Origin of the sequence: Desulfatibacillum aliphaticivorans DSM 15576, from assembly GCF_000429905.1 — a bacterium.
Classification (GTDB): Bacteria; Desulfobacterota; Desulfobacteria; order Desulfobacterales; family Desulfatibacillaceae; genus Desulfatibacillum; species Desulfatibacillum aliphaticivorans.
In genome coordinates this window covers 166,166-192,928 of sequence record NZ_AUCT01000001.1, presented here as the reverse complement: position 1 = coordinate 192,928, position 26,763 = coordinate 166,166, and the positions used below count along the sequence as shown (strand labels likewise).

Below are 26,763 nucleotides of genomic sequence, written 5' to 3'. Positions count from 1 at the left end.
GATAACGAGCGCAGAGCCCAGCTTTTGGGGATTTGCTTCGTTTGCAGGCATGTGTCGGATTTCACATAAAAGCCTATGGTAATCGAAAAATTAATATGTTATGCGTTTTTATCCTACAGAAGAAACACCCCAAAACGCTGCTAAATATTAATACGAACCGATTAACGGTTTAGTAACAGGTGAGCCCATGAAAAAGCGCCCGCTGCGGAACCTGCTTATTGCCTTTGCCTTGATGGTTTCCATCCTGCCCCATACGGCTTTGGCCGAAACCGCCGTGAGCGGTTACATCAACACGGATACAACCTGGACCACGGACGGCAGTCCTTACATTTTGTCCGGCGTGGTTTACGTGGCCCATAGCGAGCGGAGCGGCTCCACCGCCACCCTGACCATTGAGGCCGGGGTGGAGGTGCTGTTCCAGCCGGGCGCTTATCTGGTGATCGGGCGATACAGCTACGGGCCCTATTACGGCGTGCTGGACGTCAACGGTACGGAAGCCCAACCCGTGGTTTTTTCCTCCAACGCAGACGAGCCCGCCCCTGGGGATTGGAAATCGGTCCGTTTTACAAACTACACCACGGCGAATTCCACTGTGGATCACGCCATCTTTGAATACGGCGGCGCAACCTACGACGGCATGGTGTATTGTCAGGCAGCCAGCCCGGAGTTGACAAACTGCTTTTTTCGTGACTCCGCCTCCAACGGCCTGTACGCGGACTCGAACGCACGGCCTGTGCTCTCGGACTGCACCTTTGAGGATAACGCCGAAGGCGCAGCCTATGTGTATCCCAGCGCCGCGGACGGATTTACGGGATGCGAGGGAACGGGCAACGGAATAAACGGAATCCGGGTGTACGGCTCAGGCATGATGGAATCGGGCGTGTGGCATGACCAGGGCTTGCCATTCGTCCTGGAGGGAAACGTCACGGTCCGCTATTCGGATAGAAGCGGAACGCCGGCGACTTTGACCATAGAGCCGGGTGTGGAGGTTTTGTTCCAGCCGGGTTACGGCCTTACCGTGGGGTATTACAGCAGCGGCGATTTTATGGGCGCGCTGTACGCCGTGGGTACGGAGCAGAAGCCCATCACCTTTACGTCCTATGCGGAAACCCCTTCTCCGGGGGACTGGAAAGGGCTGTACTTCTCCCGGTCCACGGACGAATCCTCCACCGCCTTGGATTACTGCAACATTTCCTATGGCGGACTGACCTATAACGCCAACATTTATATCCTCAATTGCGAACCGCCGGTGAGCAATTGCACCCTGACCCATTCTTCTGCATACGGAATCAGGTTGGCCGACAACGTCACGCCCGCGATTGAAGACAACATCATATCCTATAACCAATCCTCCGCCATATACACCTTTCCCGTAGGTGTGGGAGGCATGTCCGGCAACGCGGGCGTGGGCAACGGCCGGGACGCCATTGAAGTTGCAGGGGGACTTCTTCGAGAGGACCAAACCTGGAAGAGCCAGGGCCTTTATTACTACATCGCAGGGGATCTTAGCGTTTATTACGCGGATCGAAGCGGAGAAAACGCCCTTTTGACGCTGGGGCCCGGCGTTAACATGGCCTTTGCGTCCAATGCCGGTTTGAATACGGGTTATTACAGCAACGGGGATTATAAAGGCGCCTTGCACGCTGTGGGCACGGAAGGCGCGCCCATCAAACTCTATTCCGCCCAGGACCCGGCGGTTCCCGGGGATTGGGACGGGGTGTATTTTCGAAACGGGACGGACAGCCCCAACTGCCGCATGGAATATTGCACGGTGCAGCACGGCGGGGCGGGAGGCGCAGGCATACGGATGGTGGACGCTTCCCCGGTTATTTCAGCCTGTACGGTCATCAGCAACACGGGCATGGGCGTTTGGTGCGACGACAAATCCCGTCCCTCCCTTTGGAATAACCTTATATCGGACAATGAGGATGAAGCGGTTTATATGCATCCCATCTCCGTGGGATACACTTCCGGGAATCAAGGCTCGGGCAACGGTCTGGACGCCGTCCATGTAAGGGGCGGAAAATTGGAAGTAGACAGCACATGGGTTCCCCAAGGCCTTCCGTATCAGATCGAGGGCGACCTCAACGTCTGGGCGGCTTCATCAGCGGACCCTCCGGTCACTTTTACAGTCTCTGCGGGCTGCACCCTGGCCTTTGAATCCGGCAAGTATATGCAACTGGGGTACCGTGCAAGCTATTCCGTAATATACGACGCCTGCTTCCAATGCCTGGGGACGGAGGAGAAGCCCGTAACCTTCACGTCCGCGGCTTGCAATCCCGCGCCCGGAGACTGGGGCGGCTTGTATTTTACCAAGGGCTCCCTGGATGAGAGCGTGTTGCAGCATGCGGTGGTGGAATACGCCGGAAGCGAGCTGTGGGTCGGCGACTCGGAATCGGGGATTTACTTGTACAATTCATCGCCCGTCATTCAATATTGCGACATCCGGGCCAATAAGGGCGCGGGAATTTTCAGCCGGGGCGACGACTGCAACAACGCCCTTTTCCAGTGCAACAACCTCACCGAGAACCATCAGGGAATCAAGCTGGATTACAACGCGCAGCCGGCCATCGTTAACAATAATTTCGTGCGCAACCGCGACTACGGCCTGATTCAACTGGACGACGAGGGCGTGATTGCGATCAATAATTATTGGAACAGCGCAGGCGGCCCGGGAACCGGAGGCGACGACGTTTCCGGCAGTGTGAACGCGACGCCCTATCTCACGACGCCAAGCCCCTGCAAGGATATGCCGCCGGACAACCTGCCTCCCATCCTTCCCAACCGGCCCGCGCCTGCGGACGGCGAGACAGACGTTATGATGAGCGGGGACGCAGCGGAAATATCCTTTTGCGCGGGCGATCCGAACCCCGAGGACTCGGTGACCTACCGCCTGTATTGGGGAACGGATCCTGAATCGTTGGCCTACGCCGACACCGTGACCTTGGGCGTTCCGCACGCCCAGGGCGGCCTTGTTCCCGGCGAGACTTATTACTGGCAGATCTGGTCCCAGGATGCGGCCCTGGAACTGGTCAAAGGACCTGTCTGGAGCTTCACCACCCGAAACCTGCCCCCGACTTTGGGAGACGTGGAGGTGGACGGCGCCCACGACGGAACCACCATCACCCTGGACTGGTCCAACTACGATCCCAGCGTGCACGGCGACGTGGCCGGGTACCGGATTTATCAGCACTCGTCCTCGTTCGACGCCGTGGCAAGCGCCACCCTGCTGGACTCCGTGCCGGTCACACAAACCACCTATGAGATAACCGGCCTCACCAAAGGGCAGACCTATTGGTTCGCCGTGGTCGCCGTGGATTCGGAAGGCGATTTCGACGAAAACGTCACCTCAGCGGAAGGCGTTCCCACGGACGCCATAGCGCCCGAAGCGCCCACCAATCTGAAAGTGGAGTGCCTGGGCGATTCCCTCATCTACACCTTCAAGCCTTCGGCGGACAGCGCAGGCGATCTTGCCGGTTACAACGCGTATTGGGATGGCTCGGCCTCGCCGGACGTCCTGGGAACAGACGTTACATCCTACACCAAAACCGAACTGGCCCCGGCGACTCAATACGATTTTTCACTCACCGCCTTTGACGGGGACGGCAACGAAAGCCCGGTGCTTTCCCTGCCCGGCGTCACCCTCATGGCCAATCCTGCGGTCATCACGGCCACGGCCGGAACCGCCTGCGTGGATTTCGCCTGGACCCCGTCCCAGCCGGAAAGTCTGGTGGATCATTATAACGTGTACGTGGAGACCGAGGATTTTGACAGCGTCTCCGGCATTCTACCGGTCATGCAGGCCAGCGGGGCTTCCGCCGTGCTGTGCGGCCTCGAACTTAAGGATACCTATTACGTCGCCGTGACCGCCGTGAACCTTTCCGACGGCGAGAACACGGTAGTGAACGCCGTTCCGTTCGCTATTCCCGCGCCGGTGATCGTCCGGGTGGAGGCTTCGCATGATGATCCGGTTCCCAATACGGACGATTTTTCCCTGTCCATTATTTTTAACACCACCATGGACGCGGGCGTCACGCCCACATTGAACCTGAGCAACACAACAGGCGGGACGGCTCCAGCCGTTCCCTCGGGCGGCGCCTGGCTGACCACCACCCTGGCCAACGACACGTACCAGACCGGGGATTTTTCCTTTGCCGCGGGCAATGAAGGGACCATCAGCCTGAGCGTTTCCAACGCCCAGGACGCGGACGGCGCGGTCATGGACCCGGCCGCCGCCGTGTTTTCCTTTGAGCTGGACATGACGCCGCCCCCGGCCGTGTCTCCCGTCCTGGACAACGTCGATTGCACCCGGGCTACATTAGCCTGGGGCGATTACGTCAAGGCCGCCGATCACGCCGGATACAACGTGTACTTGAGCGGCTCCGGGGATTTCGCCTCCACGGACGAGGCCTCCCTGATTTCCACGCGGCCGGGTTGGGCGTCGTCGTACACGATTTACAATCTGGACCTGGACTCGACCTATTATGCGACCATTTGCGCCAGGGACGATGCAGGCAACGTATCGCCGGTGTCGGCCACAGTGCTTATTGAAACGCCGCCCATCATCCCGCCTGTCGTTAATGCAACCGCGGCGCCCGGCCCCGACCCCGACCAGGTCCTTCTGGATTGGGGCGGATACGAGGCGTGCAGCCTGTCGGGCTTCAAGGTTTTTCAATCCTCCTCCACGTTCAGCGACGTCACGGGCATGAGCGCTTTAGCCAGCGTGGGATTGAACAAGGGGAACGAGTACACGGTCAGCAACGTGGATCGCACCGCGACCACCTATTTTGCGGTCGTGGCATACAGCAAGGACGGCGAGTGCAACCCCAATGTCTCGCCCATCGCCTGGACCGATCCCTTCGCGGGAGACATTGAGGAGGATACGACCATCGGCGCCGGAGACGAAAAGGAAGTGGTCATCCACCAGACCATGACGGTCAAGAGCGGCGCAACCCTGACCGTGGCGCAAGGGGCTTCGCTGCAGTTTGAGGCGGGCGCCGGCCTGGTTGTGGAGGACGGCGCGCTAATCGCCCAGGGCACGGCGCTTTACCCCATTATATTCACTTCGGCGGAGGAAAACCCGGCCAAGGGCGATTGGGAGGGGATCACGCTCCAGCAAAAGGCCGGGGATTCCAATTTGACCCATGTGTTCATCAATTACGGCAAGGGTTTGACCGTGGACTCATGCTCGCCCGCCACCGAGGCCCTGACCTTTTACAACAACGCCGATCACGGCCTGTTGGCCAAGGGTTCGGCGGTTGTGACCGCGGCCAAGACCTTGGCGGCGTATAGCACGGCCGGCCTGGAAGCCCAGGATCAGGCCGACTTGACCGTAAACGGCTCGGTGATCAAACGCAATGCAACCAATGCGGCGGGCTCTTCCAGCACGACCCTGGACGCCCAAACCAACTACTGGGGCGTGAGCGACGAAGCGGACATTCCCGGTACGCTTTCCGGAGACGTGGATTACTCCAGCCCCTTGCTTAGCGAACCTTGCCTGACTCCGGCCATTGGCACGGCGTCCGGGCGCACGCTTATTTCCCAGGAGGACGTGACCTTGCGGCTGGCCTGCCGGACCGCATCGGAAATGCGGATCTCGGAGGATTCCTCCTTTACAGGCGTGTATTACCAGGAATTCGCCCAGGAGGCGGTGCACTCCCTGTCCACCGGCGGAGGCGCCAAGACCATTTACGCCCAGTTCCGCAGCATCACCGGGGATGAGAGCGAAGTGGTTCAGGTGGATTTGACTTACCTTACGGGCGGTCCGGTGATCGAATCCTTCAACATCACCGAAGGGCAGGTCATTACCCGGCCTTACACCATCGCCGCAACGGTCCAGTCTCCCCTGGGGATGGAGGAGATCGAGCTGTATATCGACGGCGCTCTGGTGGAGGAGTCGGGCGCAACGTCCATCGATCATACCTGGGACGTGAGGAATTACACCGGGGGCGTGCATACCGTCACCATCGAGGCCGTGGACAACTCCGGCGCCTTGCTGATTGAAGACCGGAGCGTGATTGTGGAACCCGGACCGCCTTTGGCGCCTGTTTTGACCTCTCCCGAAGCGGGCCTGATCCTGGCCGACACCCTGGTGACCGTGGGAGGAAGCGCCGAGCCCAACATTGGGGTGCGGGTTTACGTCAACAGCGTGTTTGCGGGCTCAACCCTTTCGGATTCCAGTGGCGATTTTTCCCTGTCCAACGTGGAACTGGCGGAAGGGGACAACCGCATCAAGGCTTACGCCGTGGACGACACAGGAACCAGCCCGGCTTCCAATGTGATCTTGATCGTTTTGGACACGGTCATGCCAGGGGCGCCCCAGAACCTGAAGGCCGAGGTCAATGCGGGTTCCGGCATTGCATTGGAGTGGGAGTATTCCTCCGCCGGAGAAATTCCCGTCGCATACAATGTTTATAAACTGGACAGTTATTTCAGCGACGTCTCCGAAGCGACGCTTCATGACCAGTGGGTGAAAACGACCCAGTGGTATGAAACCAATCCGGGCACGGCGGTCTGGTATTACGGGGTGACCGCCCTGGACAGCGCGGGCAACGAAAGCGGCCTGAGCAATGTCGTCCAGGCGGAATACGACGCCGTACCGCCCGCCCTCTCCATCACATACGTGCCTGAGGCCGACGCTTACGGACCCGGTCCGGTGGAAGTGCATTTGGCTTCGGACGAGGAACTTGTCGGAGATCCCTACCTGGCTTTTATTCCGAGTTTTGCGACTTCGCCCATAGCGCCGGCCCTCACGCCGGTGCAAGGGGAGCCTCTTTCCTGGACCGGCGTGTTCACCGTGACCGCCTCCATGGAATCCGGTCCCGTGGGCGTGTACACGGGAGCTCGGGACGAATTCGGCAACACCTTCAAGGGAGTCCCCAGCGGCCCGGCTTTGATTCTGGACACCCAGGGCCTGACCGGAACCTTGGCTTGCGACCAGGGATTTGTCATCAGCATCGCCGGGTCCACGGATCTGGACCTGACCCTGACCCTGAGCGAGACGCCCGGGGAGGCGCCTCAGCTCTTCTTTACCTCTCCCTTAGGGGCTCAGACGGAAATCGTCCTGGCAGGCGCTGATGCGGAATACACCGGAACCCTGACCGTAGACGCCTCCATGGGCGCAGGCTCGGGCGTATTTACCTTTATCGCTGTGGACGGCGTGGGCAATTCCATGAATACGGAGCCGGAAAACAGCATCCTGGAGCTTTACGACACGGCCCAGCCGCCCGCGCCGGAAGGCGTGCCATGGGTCACGGCCGAATCCGCTCCGGCGGGAATCATCAACCTGGAATGGGGCGCCAGCTCCAACGCCTATACGTATCGGGTTTATCGGGGGGAGGGCGGCTGTCCGGGAGATTCGCCCACCCTGGCCGCTCAGGACATTGCAGGCCTGACCTACGCGGATACGCCGCCGGCCGACGGAACCTACCGGTATGTGGTCGCGGCGGAAAGACTTGGCGTGGAAACCGTTATCACCGGGTGCGTGGAGGCGGTTTCGGACGCAACTCCGCCCGGCGCGCCGGAAAACGTATACGCCGAGGTGCAGACCCGGGGCGTGGCCGTCGCGTGGGACGCTCCTTCCGCAGGCGAAACGCCTTCCATGTACAAGATTTATCAGGACGGCGAGTTGGCCGGCAAAGTATTGGACGGCGCCGACCTGAGCTTCATGGGCAGGCCCGCTTCCGGCGGGACAGTCTCATATACGGTCAGCTCCGTGGATGCCGTGGGCAACGAAACCCCGGCCGCCGCCGTGGAAATCAATCTGGCCGTGGGCTTGATCCACAGCCTGAACGCTTTGGTCTACAGGGATTATTATCCTCAATTGACCTGGGAGTGCGACGATCCCAACGCGGTGGGATACAACGTGTATCGGGAAAATGCTTTGCTTACCCCGGAGCCCCTGACTCAAGCCCAGTTTACGGACGAGCACTTCACCCTGACCTCTGCGGCTTTGTATAGCGTGGCGGCCGTGGACGATACGGGCCGGGAAGGCCCCCGGCGCTCCGTAACCGTGCATCCTGTAAGCATGGACGTGGCGTTCAACCCGGACGATGATGGCCTGAACACATACTTGACCGCCAACTCCTTTAATAACGTTGTGGTGACTATCACCAATCATGATTCGGCCGAGGCTTTGGACCTGGACGAGGTGGGGATTGTCCTGCTTTTGGATGATGAGGAAAAAGCAGCCGTATCCATGGACGGGGAAAGCATACCGCCGGGCGAGAACCGCAGTTTTGCGTTTTGCACCCCTCTGGGCGAAAGCCTGAACGAGAGGGCTGTCCAGGTGCAGGCCTTTGTGGAATATCCGGACAATGGGCAGGTGGAGTATCGCGGCCAAAATATCCTGGACGACATTTACTGGCCTTCGGGCATGATCAACCTGGCTCTGCAAAGCAGCCCCGTGGCCGGCGTTACATTGAATGTCCAGGCCTGCCTTGTGAACAAGGGGCATGACGTCATGGACGTCATCCTGGCCAGGAACGGCGGCCTGTCCGCTGGCGACATGTACGCGGCGGTGCGCACAGCCGACGGCCTGGAACTGGCCCGGGGCTATAGCGTGGGATATCCCTCGGGGGCGGCGGCCATGCCGGACGGAACCTTGTATTACTCTTTGGCGCCCGGAACCGAGGTTTGCGTGGACATTCAGGTTCTGGTTCCCTCCGGCGTGCAGGAAGGGGACGCGCTTTTGATCTTTGCGGGCGTGGAAAAAGTGTATCATGACCTTGGCCTGGATACGGAAACCTCCCTGGGGCCTGTGGAAGACAAAACCCTGGCTTCGGCCGACGTCCTGCCATATTACGGCACGGCCCAGTGCGATCAGGACGCCTATGTTGACGGGGCGGCCGTGGTCATAAGCGGCTATGCGCGCGATACTGCCACGGACGAGCCCGTGGGCAATGCGCCCTTAAAGATCGGCTTTTCCCTGTGGGGATACAACTGGTTTGAGGCAGTGACCACGGAAGCCGACGGTTCCTACTCCTTGAGTTATGTCCCCAGCGTGGGCCTGTCCGGCAGGATCACCGTGTGGGCGGCCCACCCGTCGAACGAGGACGCGTTGGTGCATGACTATTTTACGCTACAGCGCATGTACTGCACGTCGCCCAACGCGGAAATCCGCACTACCCAGGCCCGGTCCCTGGATTTTGACGTCAACCTCATGAATCCTGGAACTTCCAACATGAATTTGGCTTCGGCGTCGTTCGAGGCTTTTGTGGAGGATGCGGAAGGAAACCGGACTGCTATAGACGACCTGGACTTTGACTTTAACTTCAACCCCGGGGAAATTACCGTGCCCGCAAGGGGGTATGTGAATGCGCCGTGCACCTTGCATACCGGGGCGGACGCGCCGGACGAAGCCATAGCCGTTTTAACTTTTGTTTCAGACATGGGAGCAACCGCGGTCATGACGGCCACGGTGTATTGCCTGCCGGCCAATCCGCTGATCGCGGTGGATTCTCCGGAACAGGGCTACCTGGATCTTGCCATGGATCGGGGGGACATCAAAACCCGGACCGTGACCTTCAGCAACATGGGCCAGGAAACCCTGGAGGACGCCAAGGTGACGCCGCCGGAGAATATTTCCTGGATGCAGACAAACCTGCCTTTGGGAGACGACGGCGCCGTGGAATTGGGCGACATCGCAGTCGGGGAGTCCCGGTCCTTTGACGTGGTTCTGGTCCCGCCGGACGATACGGAGTTCGGATATCACAACGATGTCTTTAGGGTCACGGGAAGCAATTCCATCCAGGAGTTTGAAATCCCCGTGTATGTGAACGTCACCTCGGCCCTGGAAGGCGACGTGTTGTTTGTGGTGGACGACATCGTGGGACAGAAGGTGGAGGGCGCCAAGGTAAGGTTGTACAACAACACCATTGGGGTGCAGTTGGACATCGCGGAAACCGACCAGAACGGGCAGGCGCTTATATCGGGGATTCAGGAAGGGATGTGGTCCTGGCAGGTGAGCGCCTCGGGCTGCAGTTCCGAGACCGGCGTGGTGGAGATCATTCCCGAGCAGACGGTGCAGGAGAACTGCATTTTGTCCCGGAGCTTTGTGAACATCAATTTTTCCGTGGAGCCTGTGCCGTTTACGGACCGGTACGAAATCGTGCTGGAGCAGACCTTCATGACCCATGTGCCCATGCCGGTGCTTGTGCTGGATCCCTCATACAAGGAATATACAAACGTTGTGGCCGGGTTCTCGGACACATTCAGCGTGGAAGTGAGCAACGTGGGGCTAATGGCCGCGCAAAACCTGACCATAGAATCCTTTAACGTGTCCTGGGGTTCGCTGGTTCCCTTGATCGAGTACGTGCCCGTCCTGGGCGCCAACCAGAGTATGATCATTCCATATCGGGTGTGCTATTTCGGCGATGAGGACGACTCAGGGTCTGCACGAAAAAGCAGCGTCAATTCGGCTGACGATCCATTTCCTATATCCAAAAAAGGCTCCCGGCCCTCCAAGAGCGGTTGGGGTGAACTTCCGGACCCGGACGACGGAGATTGGGAGGATTTCCTGGATTGCGTTCTGGGCGGTTACCAGGGACTGGGCAAAGCGCTCAAGGCCATGATATCGCGCATGATGGCCAACGGCGTTTGCATCACCAGCGGCGGGGCGGTCCTGGCGGCGGCCACCATGTTCCTGACTCTGAAAGCCATGGCCGACGTCATGCAAGGCCCCTGGGATTTTATAGCCAATGTCTTTAGCTGCCTGTGGCAGAAGATATTCAAAATCAAGGATACCGGGTCCGTGCCCGACGCCCCACCCGGAGTGTCAGGCAACGGGGCCTGGACCTATGGAGGAGGCCCGCCCTGTTTCGCCCAGGGAACGCCGGTTTTGATGGCGGACGGAACCGAAAAGCCCATTGAGCTCGTGGAGGCGGGCGATAATGTCATGGGCTTTGACGGCAAGCCGGACAAGGTCCGGCGAAAAACCAAGCGGGGATCCCCAAGCCTGCGCGAGATATGGGTGGAGATGGAGGACGGCCTGGTGCAGCGCATCGTCACCACGGACGGCCACCTGTTCTACACCCGGGAAAACGGTTGGACCAAGGCCAGGGAGGTCGAGGTGAATGACATCCTTTCCCGGCCCGGAAACCTGCCCGCCGTGGTCACGCGAAACCGGGCCATAGACAAGGAAGCTGACGTTTACAGCCTGGACGTGACCAGGAACCGGTCCTTTTTCGCCGGCGGGGTGCTTGTCCACGAACGCTGCGGCGCCGGGGAAGGAGGCGCCTTATGAAAAAGACAACCTCATTCATCAGAATAACCGGTTTGGCTTGTGTACTCCTCCTTTTGGTCTTGGGGCAAAACGCCCTGGCCGTGCAGGAGTTTCGCGGCGTGTGCGCGGGCGTTAAAATCCAGATTTTGCAGGAGCTGACCTTTGAACGGGTGGGATTTCTGGCCACCCTGGAGCTTACCAACAACGAGTCCGAGGCGCCGATCACGGATTTTGCGGCGGCTCTGACCTTTATCAAGCCTGCAACGGAAGAGGGCGGGGAGGATGCGGACGCCTCGGATATGTTTTTCGTCACGCCCCCGGATTTGACCAATATTTCCTCCATCGACGGGGACGGAACCATTCAGGCGGGGGAAAGCATAACCATTGAGTGGTTTATCATCCCCAAAACCGACGCCGGAGGGACGGAAGTCAGCGGCCAGATTTACAAAGTGGGCGCCAGTCTTTCCGGGGCGCTTTATGACGTGGAAATCGACCCGGAAACCCTGGACGTCATTCCCGACACCATCACGGTGCGGCCCGAACCCAGGCTGGCCATCACCTATTTTCAGCCTCGCGACGTGGACGGCGACAATCCGTTCACCCCGAACGTGGTGGAAAGCCCCATCCCGTTTACCTTGGGTGTGCTTGTGCACAACGAAGGATACGGAACGGCCCGTGACGTGCAAATCCGGTCTCAACAGCCGGTGATCGTGGAAAACACCCAGGGTTTGATTTTGATCGCCCAGTTGCTGGGATGCCGGGTGATGGATTCTCCGTTGGATGACGCCAACCTGACCGTGAACCTGGGCGACGTCCAGCCCGGAGGCTGCGCCAAGGGCGCCTGGGACATGATCACAAGCCTCTCCGGCGAGTTTGTGGATTTTTCGGCTACTTACACTCATAGCACGGATTTGGGCGGGGAGGACACTTCGCTCATCACCAGCGTGGACACTCATTTTATCGCCCAGGAGGTTTTATGCGACCTGCCTGGCCGGGACGGCATCCTGGATTTTTTGGCGGATACGGACCGGGACGAGAATATGATTCCCGACACCGTGTATGAAAGCGATTGCACCACAAACCCCGTCAACTACCTGTCCGGGGCAGCGGTCATCGGCGACGAAAACGTGGCCACGGTTACGGTGCATGCGGACGTGGAGGGTTGGGTGTATATGCGGGTGGAGGATTTGGCCCAGTTCACCCGGGAAATCGATCAGGTTGTGCGCAACGACGGCAAGACGCTGGCCGAGCCTAATACCTGGCTGAATATTCGTTATGATCCCATAACCAACGACCGGAGCGAATACCTTAATATCTTCGATTTTGTGAGCCTGGGGGATTATGCCTATACGGTAACCTATTCCGATCCGGCGCCGGACTTCACGGCGCCGGTCACCACCCTGCGCTTTTCCGGCTCCTCCTCGACGTTGGAGGGCGTGACTTACGTAACCCCGGACACCTGGCTCTATTTTACGGTGGAAGACGCCAGCCCGGTGGGCACCAAGGTGCGCGTGGATGGGGAGGGGGATTTTGAGCCGGCTTATCCGTTCTTCATCGACGAGTCCGGCGTGCACACCATCGAGTATTACTCGAAGGACAGCGAGGGCAACACCGAAGAGGTCAAGACCGCCACGGTGGCCGTGCCCGGCGGAGGCCCGGCCGTGGATGGCTTTGGCTTGGATTTGAACGCGCTTTACGCCGCCGGCGCCATGACGGCTTTGCGGCCGGATTCCTTGCGGATCACCGCCACCGTCGCCAGCGACGCGGGTTATGTGGACGCACAGGTGGACGTTTTTTCCGGGGTTCTGGCCTGGCCCGCGCTGGAAGGCGTTCCCTCCACTCCCACCCGGAGCGATTCCGCAACCCTGACGGTGGGCGGGGTTCTGGCGGATTATTACAAGTATCAGCTTAACGGCGGGGATTGGAGCGCGGAATATCCGATTTTGCAAACCATTTCCCTGAACGGGCTCAGCGACGGCCGGCAAACGCTCACCGTAAACGCCCGGAACGCTCACGGCGATTATTTGCCCGAAAGCGATGCTTTGACTGTCACCTGGAGCGTGGACGCCTCGGCGCCGCCCATCATGGGGCATGCGGAGTTTGCCATTCCTTCGGCGGAAGACGAGGCGCGGTTCGGCTTTTCCGGCGCGGATATGTTCCGGTATCGCATTGACGCGGGATATTTTCATGCGGAAGCGCCCATCACGGAAACCGTGGAACTGGATCGCCTGACCGAAGACACGCACGTGCTTGATTTCATCGGCAAGACCGGCGTTGACTGGCAAAGCCAGGATTCGCCCACGTCGTTCACGTGGCTGGTGGATTATATGTACGGGCATGACTTCAGCGATTTGACCCTGATGCGCACCATGCAAGCCCAGCAGGTGGGACAGGATCTGGACGTGACATGGAACGGCAGGGACGATGCCGGCAACCTGGTTCCGGCGGGATGGTACACCATCCGCCTGACCCTGACCGACGCCCTGGGCAATGCGGATTATGCGTCGAGGATCGTGGAAATCCGCGAGATGGCCGGAACCGCCGTCAGCGGCGGCGCCCAATCCTCCAATCCGGACGCCAGGGGGCGTTTTGCGGTCTGGCAGAGCCAGGAAACCGGGACCTGGAACATCATGGCCCAGGATCTGGCCAATGAGGCGGCGTCTCCCTACGCGGTCACGACCGAGTCTTTGAATCAGCAGAACCCGGCCACGGACGGAAGGATGGTCGTGTGGGAGGCCGTGCAGGCTGACGGCGTGCGGGATATCATGATCAAGGATCTGCTTGCCGGGACCGAAGCCGTGAACATCACCCAAAGCGGGGATACGGACGAGCAGCGGCCGGACGTGCATTGGCCTTTTGTGGTTTACGAGGCCAAGGCCTCGGACAACCCGGACGATCCCTGGCAGGTCAGGATTTACGACCTGGAAAACAACGTGACCGTGGGCGCGGATTCCTCGTCATTCGACCAGCTTTATCCCACGGTCTGGGGCCGCTGGTGCGCCTGGCAGGACATGCGGGATACGGGATGGGGCGAAATCTACATGACCGACATCCTGACCGGCGAGGTTTACCGCATCACCGACAGCATCGACGGCCAGTATCGCCCGGACCTGGGCGCAGGGTGGCTGGTGTGGCAGGATAACAGGGAAGGGCAGAACGATATTTTCGGCTGCGCCACGTCCGACCGCAAGGTCCGCCGCCTGACCGCCACTGACGAAAACGAAACCCTGCCCAGCATCAACGGGCGCTTTATAACCTATGAAGAAGACAGCATGGGCGCGGACATGCAGAACATCCGCACCCTGGTTTTGGGAACCGGCGCCTGGATGCAGTTGACCGGCGCTTCCACGCAAATGGAATCGCCCCGCCTTGCGGCGGGCAAGCTGGTTTGCCAGTCGGGATCTTCGGTGAGCATCGTCCCGATTCCCAAAACCCAGGCCGTGTTTTCGGGCGCCAACTGCGTGGTCGTCACCCAGACCATGGTTGACGCATGCTCCGATGCGTACACATTGCTGGAAGAATACAACGCCAAGGCAGGCGCGGCTTCGGTGTCGCGCTTTACGTCCCTGGCGCCCGCACCGGTCATGGAGACGGCAACGTGGGCGGACGGTGCGGCTCAGGGCGAGAATTTCAGCCTGGAAGCCGGAACCTTTGTATGGACGGATTTAGGCGCCGCCAATCTGCTGGAACTGGGCATGGAAGGCAATCCCATCCCAGCCCTGGCCGAAGGCCTGAATGTGCTGTCTGGATCGTATTTCCCGGACGACTTGACCGCCTGGACGCTGATCAAGTCCCTGGGCGTTGAAAACGTAAACGCTGTGCGCGGTCTTAACTCCGCCGCCGGCCGCTGGTCCGTGGCGTATATTGATGGAAACGGCGAACTTGCCGGGGAAGACTTTGTCATCCCGGCGTCAAGCGTTCTGCTTGTGGACATGGCTCAGGCCGTGAACGATTGGAATCCTTGGGAGGAGCAATAATGAAACCCCTTGTTTATTTGCTGACCATAGCCGCGCTGATCCTGGGCGCGCAATCGGGCCATTGCCTGAGCCCCGAAGCCCTGGACGCCATGCTGAAATCCGGCGATCCGCCCACGGTGGTGGACGTGCGTCCGTCCTTTCATTACAGCAAGTCCCATATTCCCGGAGCCATCAATATTCCGGCCAGCGTGTGCCAGGAGAAAAACCTGCCTCCCTTGGGCCAAGTGGTGATCTACGGCGATGGCATCGTCATTGAATGGGAGGACGAATGCCTGGACTCCCTGAACGCGCGGGAGGGGATTACGGCCGAGCGGCTGGACGGCGGTTTCAGCCGGTGGGCCGCCCTGGGATACGCAGCCACGGGCCCCAGCGGGCTCAGCGAGGAGAGTTTTCAGTATGTGACCTACAACATGCTGTCACGCGCTGTGGAAACCAACCCCGACGTGCTGCTGGTGGATCTGCGGAAAGAGAGCGCCCGGAAGGAAGGCGGCGAAGCGTTGGCTGATCTGCAGGCATTGTTTCCCAAAGCCCGGGTGGTTAAGACGGGCCGGAAATCGTCCGGGCTGGTGGATAATTCCAACGCCCGGGACCTGCTTGTACTCATCGATAACGGAGACGGCAAGGCCCAGGAATACGCCCGGCATCTCAGGGCTGCGGGCATGCATCGTTTCATCATCCTGGCCGGCGGCGAGCCCACCCTGCAATCCAAGGGCAGGCCTGTAAAAAAGACCATTACCAGGGAGATTCCGCAATGAAAAAAATATGTTGCATGATTGCAGCGGTAATGATCCTGGCGGCGGGGCACGCCCTTGCCGAGCCCGGCGTGTGTCTTCTGGACGTAACCCCCGGCGGGTTTGACGTCCTGTGGCAGGCGGACCCGGACGGCGAGCCTTCGGTCACGGTCTATACGGACAGCGCAGGAACCATCGAGGCGGGCGACGAGGTGGTTGTCCGGGCCTTTCCCTTGAGCGGAGGAGATCCCCTTGCGGCCGACGCTTACGAGGCCATGTCCGCCAAATACGCCTTTCGGGAAAAAGCCAAGGCCCTTGGCCTGTATAAAATAAGGGTTTCCGGCCTCAAGCCGGACACGGGATACTATTTTACCGCAGCCATTGCCTACGACAGCGGCGAGACTCTGACTTATCCCGAAACCGGAACCCGTTCGGTTAAAACGCCCAAGGCGGCCGGATTCGCCGCCAATACGCCCATACTGGCCATCCAACTGGACGACGGGTCTGGAACGCTCGACGTCGAGGGTTACGTAGCCTCCGCGTTTTGCCCCCGAACCAGGCACGGGGTTTCAGCCTATGTGGGCGACGGCGCACAAGACGATACGGTCAGCCTGAATCTGTCCAATGTGTTCGGAGAAGACGGCGTCAATTGGACTCCCGAGGGGGAAAAAGAGTTGATCCTGGTCATCCTGCGCGGAACGGACGGCCCGCCCGTGTGGGCGACCATCGCCATGCAATTCGACCAGGAATTCGCCGTGGCCGAGGCTCAATCCCTTGCCCTGGAAACCACAAACGCCGGCAGTGAGATTTATGAGGCGGGCCTGAGCCTGCGCGTGCTGGCGTCCAACCTGGATCAGCCCTGCGCCTGCTCCATAACAGACCCGGGCCAGGACGGCGTTGAACCTAAAGACGTCCTGTACCTGCTGCAACAAGCCGCAGGCTACTAAAATCGAAAAAGCGAAACAGATTAACTACATAACTGCAAAAAAGGAATAACTACGCGCCTCCGGCGGCAAACTCTTTATCTACACGCCGCAAAGCGGCAAAAAAGTTTAATCAAAAATTTTTCAATGGTGCTTCGCGCCAAGGCGCCTTTGCCAGAGGATTCCTTTTCCAAAATGATTTTTTTAACCACGGAAGACACAGAAAACACGGAATTTAAAAACTTCCGCGGCGTCCGTGCGTTCCGTGGTTTGGAGATTTTTCTTCGTCATTCCGAGCGTCTTCCATCCGCCATTCCCAGGTATTCCAAGAGCACGTAAGGACGCCGCTTGCCGCGCCCGCGTAGGGGCAGGGTGTTTCCCATCCCGATTTTTTTGTTAGTAGTTCCCCGAGCGTCTACAATCCTTGTAGGGGTTGGGTCTCCCAACCCTTCCTTATCGGGAATCCAGGGTCTTTGTCCTTGGGTTTTTGTGCCGCCCGGAAAAACACTCCCCTGTATTACCAAGTTGCTATCATTCGAATAACTTGCTCATTCTTTTAATCCACGCCCTGCATTTTTTGCACAATGACTCTGGGTCCCCGTTTTCGGGACGGCGTCACGATGATTGCATAAAAAGGCAATCATCCCGCCGCCGCCCTCCACGGGGATGACGAAGATCGGCGGCTATTGCAGCGGACGGGGCTTGGAATCACCTTCGGAGTTTTCGTTAACCTCTAAAGATCGTCATCCCGGCAAGGGACGGACTTCTTTTGGAGACCGTCCCGCAAGCCGGGATCCAGTGTCTTTTTGGACTCGCCTTTGAGTATTATTACCTGTTTGAACGCAGCTTGCTATAAGGCCGTAGTTGGAGGTTGGGTAGCCCAGGCAGAGCCGTATCCTGCCTGGGTCGCAGAGCGACACGTAGTACAGCCGCATAGCTGCCGGACGCCCATAACCCGCACGAAAAGACTAAGTTTTCCAATGCTTGAAATAGAGTTATTGATTTTTTGTCTGATGTCCTCTGAAAGAAGATCAATTCAATATTCTTGAATGCTCCAAACTTCGATTGGAAGGTTGTATTGTTCGATTTCCTGATTTAGTCGATCCATGTACTTTTTATCATCCTTTGACCTCAAAATAAGCACGATCCCCGGCTTTTTTGCCGTCATCCTGGCAAAGTGGAGGGCTTGGCCAACAGCTTCGGTCCAATTTTCTGCAAAATCGAATTCAACGGCGTGGGTGTCTGTCACGCAGTCGCAGAGGGTATTATCTCTTAAAAGAACCTCCTTTCTGCCGGAATTGGAGGAGCACCAGGGGATGATGTAATTAACCTCGTTTTTCCTTTCCTGCTTAATATTGCCGTTCAAAATGTCTTCTGCGACATCCCACTTTCCCGTTGTTGATTGCTTATTTGGCTGATCTTCTAAATCGCTATTATTTTGTCGATCAGAAAAGAAAACAGTATCATCTGAAAGTCGTGCGCTACAAGTCATAACAGGTCGTATGGTGTTTTCATCTCTTATATGGATATGTAAATAAATTCTTGTACTCTCGTACAACTGTTGTGAAATGTCATCAATATTTGGGCTATCCTGTGATTGCCAAAAATGATGACTTATATCTTCTCTGTATGTAGTTTTTGTTTGAAACAGTTTTATCCAGTCAATAGCATCTTTGCAGGATTGCTTGAGTGTTTCAATATTATCTTCCTGCCGTATATAAATATTTCTATAAATAACTATCTCATTTGTAGAAAAACTATACATCGCGTTCATTGAACAGTTATAGCTATCTTCAGGAATACATAAATCACTAAATCGCTGCTCAATTTCAAAAAGTGTCCAATCGAGCATTGATACAGGTTCATTCATCAGATAAAGAATCTCTTTGCTAGGATCAGCGTGTACTGGGTTAAAAATGCTCAAAATAGTAAAGCCTATAAGTAGTGCTGTTTTTCTTATCATTTAGGCTAACCTCCGGTTTACTGGTTCAATTTAGCAATACAATGTTTGTTTTGGGCGGTGTCGCTGGTTCGACGGCATCCAATCCTATTATCCCAATGATGTCGGCCACAGGGGGGGGGCTATCGCCGGGATTCCTAAAGACATCCTTGAAAATATAGACTATTGCCTATCTGGTAATATCTTGCATAGATTGGTCTGTATTTTCGTCAGAGAATAACTTATTTTCAACTATTCGTGAAGAAGAATATTTTGGTGTATGCTGGAATAAAAAAAGGGCCGCCCGATAAATCGGATGACCCTTGGAAGTGTCTTTGTGGCGGGGACGACGAGACTTGAACTCGCGACCTCCGGCTTGACAGGCCGGCGTTCTAACCAAAGCTGAACTACGCCCCCGTATTGGGTGGATCTTTTTCCGCCCTATGTTGACTCCGTTGCGTTCGCTCCGTCTTCAACTCAAGTGGAAATGGCGATTTACCAGATGTTTTTCAAAAGGTCAACTGCCTTTTTCACTCAGCCCTAATTTTTTTGCCGTCCTCATTTGCCGTCTTCCCTGTATGCTTCCGCAACAGCCTGACATCGGGTTAATAACCTTGACATGCGCCCGTCCCGGAGTGTTAGGTAAATATCATCACAGAATAAATCGGACAGCATTATCTTATCCACGGTTTCTATAACTTGCATGGAGGGACTGAAATGCGCATTCAAAAAAACGGTTCGGCGTTTACGTTTAGAAAATTTCGTCAGGCGGGAATGGTTTTTATCATTTTTGCAGGCCTGCTGCTTTTTTTATGCCCAATGTGCAGCGCCTGCACAACAACCATTGTCACCCCGGGGGCGTCCGAGAGCGGGGCCATGTTCGTGTCCCATTCGGATGACGGGCATCTTGCCGACGCCCGTTTGATGTACGTCCCGGCGGCGGACCATAAAGCCGGAAGCTCCCGCCCTGTTTATTATGACGCGGTTTCCATCGGGGAGTTGCCGGAATACGCCAGCTTCACCTATTGCCGGTATACGGGGATCTCCCGCGGGCCGGATTATGAAAATCCCGGAGCTCCCCAGACGGAGCCCTTGGGATACATCCCCCAGGTTGCCCATACCTACGCCTATTATGACGGCAATTACGGGATCATGAACGAGCACCAGCTCATGTTCGGGGAATGCACGGACGGCTCCAAGACGGACACCAACATTGAAAAAGAGGAACGCATGCCCGGGCCGAAACGCTTGTTTTACAGCGCGGAATTGGCCCGTGTGGCCCTGGAGCGGTGCAAGACGTCCAAGGACGCCGTGAAGTTGATGGGCGACTTGATAGATACTTACGGCTATTACGGAACCGGAGAAACCCTGCCCGTGGCCGACCCCAAGGAAGCCTGGGTCATCGAAATGGTCCCCGGCCCCAAGGACGTGCCCGGGTTGTGGGTCGCCCAAAAAGTGCCGGACGGGGAAGTGTTCGTCGCCGCCAATGAGTTGCGCATTCGCGAGATTGATCCGGACAACCCGAACCAACTGTACAGCAGGCATCTTTATTCCACTGCAGAAGCCATGGACTGGTGGAAGCCCGAAGACGGCAAGCTGGACTGGCTTCGCACCGTCAGCAAGGGGGAGTACAACCATCCCTATTATTCGCTGCGCCGCGTGTGGCGCCTCATGACCAAGCTGGCGCCATCGCGCGATTTCAGCCCATGGGTGGAGGACGGCTTTACCAAGGCTTTTCCGTTTACGATCAAACCCGATAAAAAATTGTCGCGGAAAGACGTGATGGCCTTGCATCGGGATCATTACGAAGGAACGGAGTTTGACATGACAAAGGGCGTGGCCGCAGGCCCCTTTGGCTGCCCTTACAGAATCCTGGGGCCTTACGACGCCGGCGGAGACGTGAGCGATCCCTCGAAAAAGCTGGAAGGCGCCTGGGAACGCCCCCTGTCTGTTTATTATTGCACCTACGTGTTTGTGTGCGAAGGCCGCAGCAGCCTGCCCGATCCCATCGGCGGGGTTCTTTGGTTTGGCAACGGCAAGCCTTCGGAAACCTGTTTTACGCCATTCTATGTGGGGGCGACCGCCATTGCCGCTCCGTACAAAACCTGCGATGCGCGCTACTTTACCCGCGATTCGGCCTTTTGGACTTTTAACTTCGTGGAAAACTGGGCGGCCTTGAACTACAAGCATATCCACCGCGACATCGAGTCCAAACGCAACCAAATGGAAAGGGAGCTGGGAGACGCCGTTCGCGAAATGGATCAAGAGGCCCTGGCCGCCTATAAAAAGGACCCGGAAAAAGCGCGGGCCCTGTTGACGGAGTTCAGCGTGAGCTCGGCTAATGACACCTTTACGACGTGGCAGGCCTTTGGCGATCTACTGGTTGCAAAATACGCTGACGGCGGCCTGAATTATCCCGGTAAACTGAATATCGAAATGGGATATCCCAAGGAGTGGCGGGACACCACAAGCTGGCCGCACGGGCCGATCAAATATGACAAGCCCGATAAGGAATAATGGGATCGGCCGCCGGCGGCGAACTGCCAAACTGCGCCTCCGGCGGCGACCTGCTAAAGGGCGGAAAAACATGCCTCCGGCGGGTCGCTTATTTTTTCTACCCGCAGCAAGCTGCTAAAAAAGCTCCGCAAAAAACTTTAAATGGCGCTTGGCGCGAGGGTAAGTTTATCCTAATACTCTATCTATTTAAAATAATTACCTTAAGCACGGAAGACACGGAACGAAAAAATTCCGTGTCTTCCGTGCTTTCCGTGGTTTGAAACTCTTGAACGCGCTTTTTCGCCGTCGTTATCCGAATATCGGCGTACGGCGAACTCGAATTAACGCACTTCCCCCCAAGCCGGGCCGTAACAAAGAAGGCTCCCAAAAAAAGCGCTATACACAGAATCTTTATGGATCGCTTAAATTGGCTCATTTTTTGACTCGCCGTGCGATAATTGCCGACTCCCCCTGGTCTTCCGCCGCTGAATCGTTTGGCTGCTTATGATCATCCGGCGGGAATGCCAAACAGCGTGACAAGCACGCAAACCGCCCCAAGGGCTCCAAACACGCCCGTCTTTATTGCGGAGGACCGAATTGGTCGAACCTTTTGCATGACCAAAATAGCTACGACGCACTGAATGGCGTAATACAAGGCGAAAGCGCGTGATGCGAAGCTGATGATTTGGTAGACATTGGTTAACCATGTGAGCGTAATAGCCAACAAAGACACGATGACATAATTGTCTTTGGCGGGGATTCTCTTTTTTAAGATGGCCTCCAACAGGCCGGAGCAGCCGGCGTCGTCAGCCGTCGCTGCTGAAAATTGGCTTCCGATTGCCGTAACTGTAATCAGGACGGGAAGAATCGGCGCGATGATCTTGGAAAAGCTCACAATGGCGGTTATCCCGGTTTGGGCGTTATCGCTTTGGTTTATGACAACAGCCATGAGAAAAATAAACAAGATGTATATGGCGCTTGAAACGAGCTGCGCCAGCTTCATTGTCCGGATCCGCTCTTCCTTGGGATGCTCGGCGCCCAGGAAGCGGGAGGTTTCAAACCCCTGCACGACAATCAGCATACCCATCAATAAACGGACAATGTGAATCTTGTCTTTTGGAATGGCCATGGGGTGAAGACTCCAGGTCCCATGGCTTAGGGCGGAAATATTAAAAAAAATCAGCCCTGCAATCAGGGCCGCTATCATGGACAGGTTAATACCCACCACAACGCGTTCCACGCGCTCAATTCCCTTGAGGCCCCGTGTGACTCCGACAAATCCGATCCCCGCGAGAATGCCTGTAACCAGCGTTTTTCCGAGCCAGACCCCATCAAACGAGAATGGCTGCAAGGCGAAGCTGGCAAGCAACTGCAAATAATAGGACACGGATATGCAATAGGCGCCCGCCATTGCCAAAACAGCATAGTTCCCAATGCCGGCGTACAGCAAAGGCGCGCAAACCAGAAAACCGCTCCCCATGATCGAAGCAAGGGGCGTGATGGCGGCTCGCCATGTTGAGGATGCAGCTAGGGGACGATAAAACAAGAGTACTCCGGCTGATGCTATAGCCGTTACGATGACAATGATGCTGGACGCTGAAACGACCAAAATATTTCTATTCTCTTTCCCCTTAAGATGGGCCGAAAAGGCGAAACGCGGGCTTGGATGGCGTCAAATTGACAAATGAAAGGGGCAATTTCAATAAATACGTATAAAAATTTATTGGGGATGTCAAAGTCAATATGGAACCGGACTCCGGCGGCGGGGAACTGCCGAAAACAAAACAGCGAGCCTCCGACGGCAAACTTTTTGTATAAAGTTCGATCAAAAACTATTCCATGGCGCTTCGCGCGAGGGCGCGGGACGTTGATTTGTCATTTCCCAAACGCCCTATGGGCAATCCGGCTCCCCAGAAATCAAGTATGCCTTCCGGAATTCAAACATCCCCCGAATGGGGGATTCATCCAGCGGCGAAAACGTGGTAGGGATTCCCGGTTTAACAAGGAAGAATCGTAAAACGAATCCTCCCAAATATGCACGGAGCAGGCGATAGACCCGACCATGAAAATCAGGCCTGAAAATAAAGATGATCACGATGCGATCTCCAAAACCACCATCGTTGCGTATGAGGATTATCCATTCAGGCAAGAAACGGAACACCAGATCATCGATGATCTAAGGAAGGCCGACGCCCTAACGGTTTCTTTGGTGGCAGTGGTTGAAGGGCAGGTCGTAGGGCATATTGCCGTGTCGCCCGTGACGATATCCGACGGGACCAGCGACTGGTTCGGACTGGGTCCGATCTCGGTATTGCCTGAGTTTCAGGGGCTGGGCATAGGCGGCAAACTTATCAAAGCGGGCTTATCCCGTGTAATGAACGGCATTGGAGGGCGCGGCTGCGTCCTCGTGGGGCCGCCCAATTTTTACTGCATGTTCGGCTTTGCAAATTATCCGCAGCTTATTCATGAGGATTGCCCTCAAGAGCTGTTTCTCGCCCTGCCTTTCAAGGGAAAGGTTCCTTGCGGGATTGTTAGGTTTCACCCTGCGTTTATGCAACTGGCGGAGGTTGAAAAGGACGTGGTCGTCGATGTCATCATAGACTACGCCATGGCCGGCGTGAAGATGGATCTTGAAAACCCAACGGTGCAACGTCTGATCGAAAAAGGCATTTTAATGGAAATGCCGGGCCATAAAGTCATCATGCGGCCGGCAGTCCTGGAGGCGTACGATTCGATTTTGGCCAGCCTCACCCAATTCAGAATGACGGAAATGGGCCGCGTCCATAAAAATCCGTTCATGGCGGCGATCAGATCATAAAGAATTGAAAATATTTGAAGTTAATGAAATTTCAAGGAGGTGAAAAAACGGAGTTGAATGCCTCCGGCGGCGAATTGCGGAAAAGTGTGCCTCCGGCGGCAAACTTTTTAAAAAAAGTTTGATCAAAAATTTTTTAATGGCGCTTCGCGCGAGGGGCAGGGAGGCTGAAACACGTCACGCCCCAATGCCTTGGACTATGTGTAGGGGCAGGTTTTCCCTGCCCGATTTTTTGCCCGTCATCCCCAATGCTTCTTAAATATGCCAATGTCATCTTAGAATAGATTATGATTCCAAATCGATATAAAGTTATTGAGTTTTTGAGAGACGTCCCCAAAAACCTATTGAGTTTTTGAGAGACGTCCCCAAAAACCTAAATATTTGAATCTAAAGGGTTATCAATTGGTATACTGATTGATTAAAACACGAGTTTCCGAATTCTAACCACGGAAGACGCAGAACACGCGGAACGAAAAAATTCCCCGGCGTCCCGCGCCTTCCGTGGTTTTGAATCTATCTTAAAGTCCTCCGTACTCGGCGGAGGTCATTTCCATGGCCACCCCGGACCCGGCGTTGACGGCGTTCATCTTGCCCAAAACCTCGGGCAGGACGGTCTTGATATAAAACCGGGCCGTCTTGACCTGGCCGTTATAAAAATCCAGGTCCTTTTTCTTGGCGCCGTCCGCAAGCTGTTTGGATGAAATTTCCGCCCGCCACAGCAGCATCCACGCCATCATCATATCCCCCAGGATATTCAGGAAGGGCAGGGAATGGGCGAAGGCGGTCATGAATTCCGGAGATGCGGCTCTTTTCAGAATTCCCTCGGCGGTTGCAGCGAACGCGGGAATAGCCTGCTCAAGATCTTCGGCCAGGTCTTTCAGCCCTTCAAACTCCTTGGCCCGCGAAACCGTGGCGTTCATCTCTTTCAGCAGATGTGCGAACACGGCTCCTTTTTTCCGCCCGAGCTTCCGGGCCAGAAGGTCCATGGCCTGGATTCCTGAGGTGCCTTCGAAAATCGAGGTGATCTTGCAATCCCTGGCGTACTGCTCCACCAGGTAGTCCCGGGTGTAGCCGGCGCCGCCAAAGACCTGGATGGCCTGGACGCAGACCTCATGGCCTTTTACGGCCAGGTAGTCTTTGATGGACGGGGTGAGCATTTCAAAAAGATCGGAATAGATTTCCCTCTCCTCTTGCGTGGCGGCCGTCTCCATGCGGGTGGAGCAGGAAACCAGATAGTGGAAAAAACTCCGCATGCCGTCCACGTAGGATTTCATCCACAAAAGGTTCCGCCTCACGTCCGGATGCTCGATAATGGGGACGGAGGGTGCGCTTTTATCTTTAAAATCGGCGAGGCTCCTGCCCTGGACGCGCTCCCGGGCGTAGTTGACCGCCAACAGATAGGCCGCCGACGCGTAGGAAAGCCCCTGGAGGCCCGTGCCCATGCGCGACCCGTTAATCATGTTGAACATGATGTTCATGCCTTTTCTCTCTTCACCCAAAAGGAAGCCCGTGCACTTTCCTTTTGTGCCCAGAGACATGGAGCAGGTGGCGGAGCCGTGGATGCCGAGCTTTTCCTCCACGCCCGTGCACACGATGTCGTTCCGGTCGCCGAGAGAGCCGTCTTCATTGACGAAGTATTTGGGCACGATAAAAATGGAAATTCCCGAGGTGCCGGGGGGATCTCCTTCAATCCGCGCCAGCACCGGGTGAATGATATTCTCCACCAAATCGTGCTCGCCGTTGGTGATGAAAATCTTGTTGCCGGTCAGGGAAAAGGTCCCGTCCGTGTTCCGCACCGCCGTGGTTTCCAGGGCGCCCACATCGCTGCCGGCGCAGGCCTCGGTGAGGAGCATGGTCCCGCCCCATTTTCCGGCGACCAGATTCGGAATGTATTTGTCTTTCTGCTCCTGCGTGCCGTACAGATGGATCATCCTGGCCGTGCCCGCTCCCATCTTGGCGTATCCGCTCACGGCGTAGTTGGCGGCCAGAAAATATTCAGCCACCGCATAGGCGATGTGACCGGGAGCCCCCTGGCCGCCCATGTCCTGGGGGACGCCCACGCTCTGCCACTCGCCTTCCAGAATTTTTTGGTGGACCGGCCGGAAGCACTCCGGCGTCGTCACCACGCCGTTTTCAAACTTCACGCCTTCCCGGTCCCCTTCAGCCAGGGTGGGAAGGATTTCCTTGATGGCGATGGCCCTGGCTTCCTTGAGGATCATTTCGCAGGTTTTTTTGTTGAATTCCGCATATTTTTCATTGGCAAGGATTTCTTCGGCCTTCATCTGCTCCCAGATGACAAAATCAAGATCCCGCTGGTCAATCAATTGCTGCGCCATGTGATTGTCTCCTTATAAATTTCTATTTTTTACTGTAATGGCGCCGGCCTTTAGCGGCGGATATCGGCGCCCTTTTATTTACACAAACGTGTGAATAATATACTCCCAATTTAATTTGTTTTTCAATATTTTTTTTAAAAATTATTTAGCTTGATTTCAAAATGTTATGATGTAGTAGCTGAACGAGTGTTCGTTCTAATATTTCAGGCTGTTGAAAAAATGGCGGGGCGCTAACTATTCATGACTAACTGCCGAAAAGCCGAAAAACGGAAAAGCATGCCACCGGCGGCGAACTGCTAAACTGCGAAAGGCCTGCCTCCGGCGG

At 56.5% G+C, this 26,763-nt stretch carries 9 protein-coding genes and 1 tRNA gene; 6 read left to right on the top strand and 4 right to left on the bottom strand.

Going from position 1 to position 26,763, the window contains the following annotated elements:
• The first annotated feature begins 187 nt into the window (after nt 1–187).
• From G491_RS0100850 to G491_RS0100835, 4 genes are read left to right on the top strand one after another with little or no spacing between them, the layout of a single operon-like run.
• On the top strand, nt 188–11,242 hold the full coding sequence (locus tag G491_RS0100850) for a right-handed parallel beta-helix repeat-containing protein (protein ID WP_028313239.1): 11,055 nt from the start codon (nt 188–190) through the stop codon (nt 11,240–11,242).
• Entirely contained in the window at nt 11,239–15,198 is a 3,960-nt protein-coding gene (locus G491_RS0100845; RefSeq protein ID WP_028313238.1) for a T9SS type B sorting domain-containing protein, read from the top strand. The genes G491_RS0100850 and G491_RS0100845 overlap by 4 nt, the downstream gene beginning before the upstream one ends.
• On the top strand, nt 15,198–15,953 hold the full coding sequence (locus tag G491_RS0100840) for a rhodanese-like domain-containing protein (protein WP_028313237.1): 756 nt from the start codon (nt 15,198–15,200) through the stop codon (nt 15,951–15,953). Before G491_RS0100845 ends, G491_RS0100840 begins: the two co-directional genes overlap by 1 nt.
• Nucleotides 15,950–16,876 carry a hypothetical protein gene (locus tag G491_RS0100835; RefSeq protein WP_028313236.1) on the top strand — a complete coding sequence of 309 codons (927 nt, stop codon included), beginning with the start codon at nt 15,950–15,952 and terminating at the stop codon, nt 16,874–16,876. The genes G491_RS0100840 and G491_RS0100835 overlap by 4 nt, the downstream gene beginning before the upstream one ends.
• Nucleotides 16,877–17,888: 1,012 nt before the next feature.
• Here G491_RS0100835 and G491_RS33135 read toward each other — a convergent pair.
• Together G491_RS33135 and G491_RS0100820 are read right to left on the bottom strand one after the other, a co-directional pair.
• Entirely contained in the window at nt 17,889–18,815 is a 927-nt protein-coding gene (locus G491_RS33135) for a hypothetical protein (RefSeq protein ID WP_051326935.1), read from the bottom strand.
• Nucleotides 18,816–19,129: 314 nt separating this feature from the next.
• Nucleotides 19,130–19,208: transfer RNA gene (locus G491_RS0100820), tRNA-Asp, on the bottom strand.
• Between the two features lie 300 nt (nt 19,209–19,508).
• Here G491_RS0100820 and G491_RS0100815 point away from each other — a divergent pair.
• Nucleotides 19,509–21,308 (top strand): dipeptidase, encoded by a 1,800-nt coding sequence (locus tag G491_RS0100815; RefSeq protein ID WP_211239124.1) that lies wholly within the window; start codon nt 19,509–19,511, stop codon nt 21,306–21,308.
• A gap of 487 nt (nt 21,309–21,795) precedes the next feature.
• On the opposite strand, the gene G491_RS0100805 is transcribed toward G491_RS0100815, so the two are convergent.
• Nucleotides 21,796–22,833: an APC family permease gene (locus tag G491_RS0100805; RefSeq protein ID WP_157467878.1), complete on the bottom strand. Its 1,038-nt coding sequence runs from the start codon at nt 22,831–22,833 to the stop codon at nt 21,796–21,798.
• A gap of 516 nt (nt 22,834–23,349) precedes the next feature.
• Between G491_RS0100805 and G491_RS28885 the strand changes: the two genes are divergently transcribed.
• A complete protein-coding gene (locus G491_RS28885) occupies nt 23,350–24,105 on the top strand; it encodes a GNAT family N-acetyltransferase (protein WP_084511203.1) in 756 nt (251 codons plus the stop codon).
• Nucleotides 24,106–24,620: 515 nt separating this feature from the next.
• Here G491_RS28885 and G491_RS0100790 read toward each other — a convergent pair.
• Nucleotides 24,621–26,438, bottom strand: a complete 1,818-nt coding sequence (locus G491_RS0100790) for an acyl-CoA dehydrogenase (RefSeq protein WP_028313231.1) — start codon at nt 26,436–26,438, stop codon at nt 24,621–24,623.
• Nucleotides 26,439–26,763: the final 325 nt, after the last annotated feature.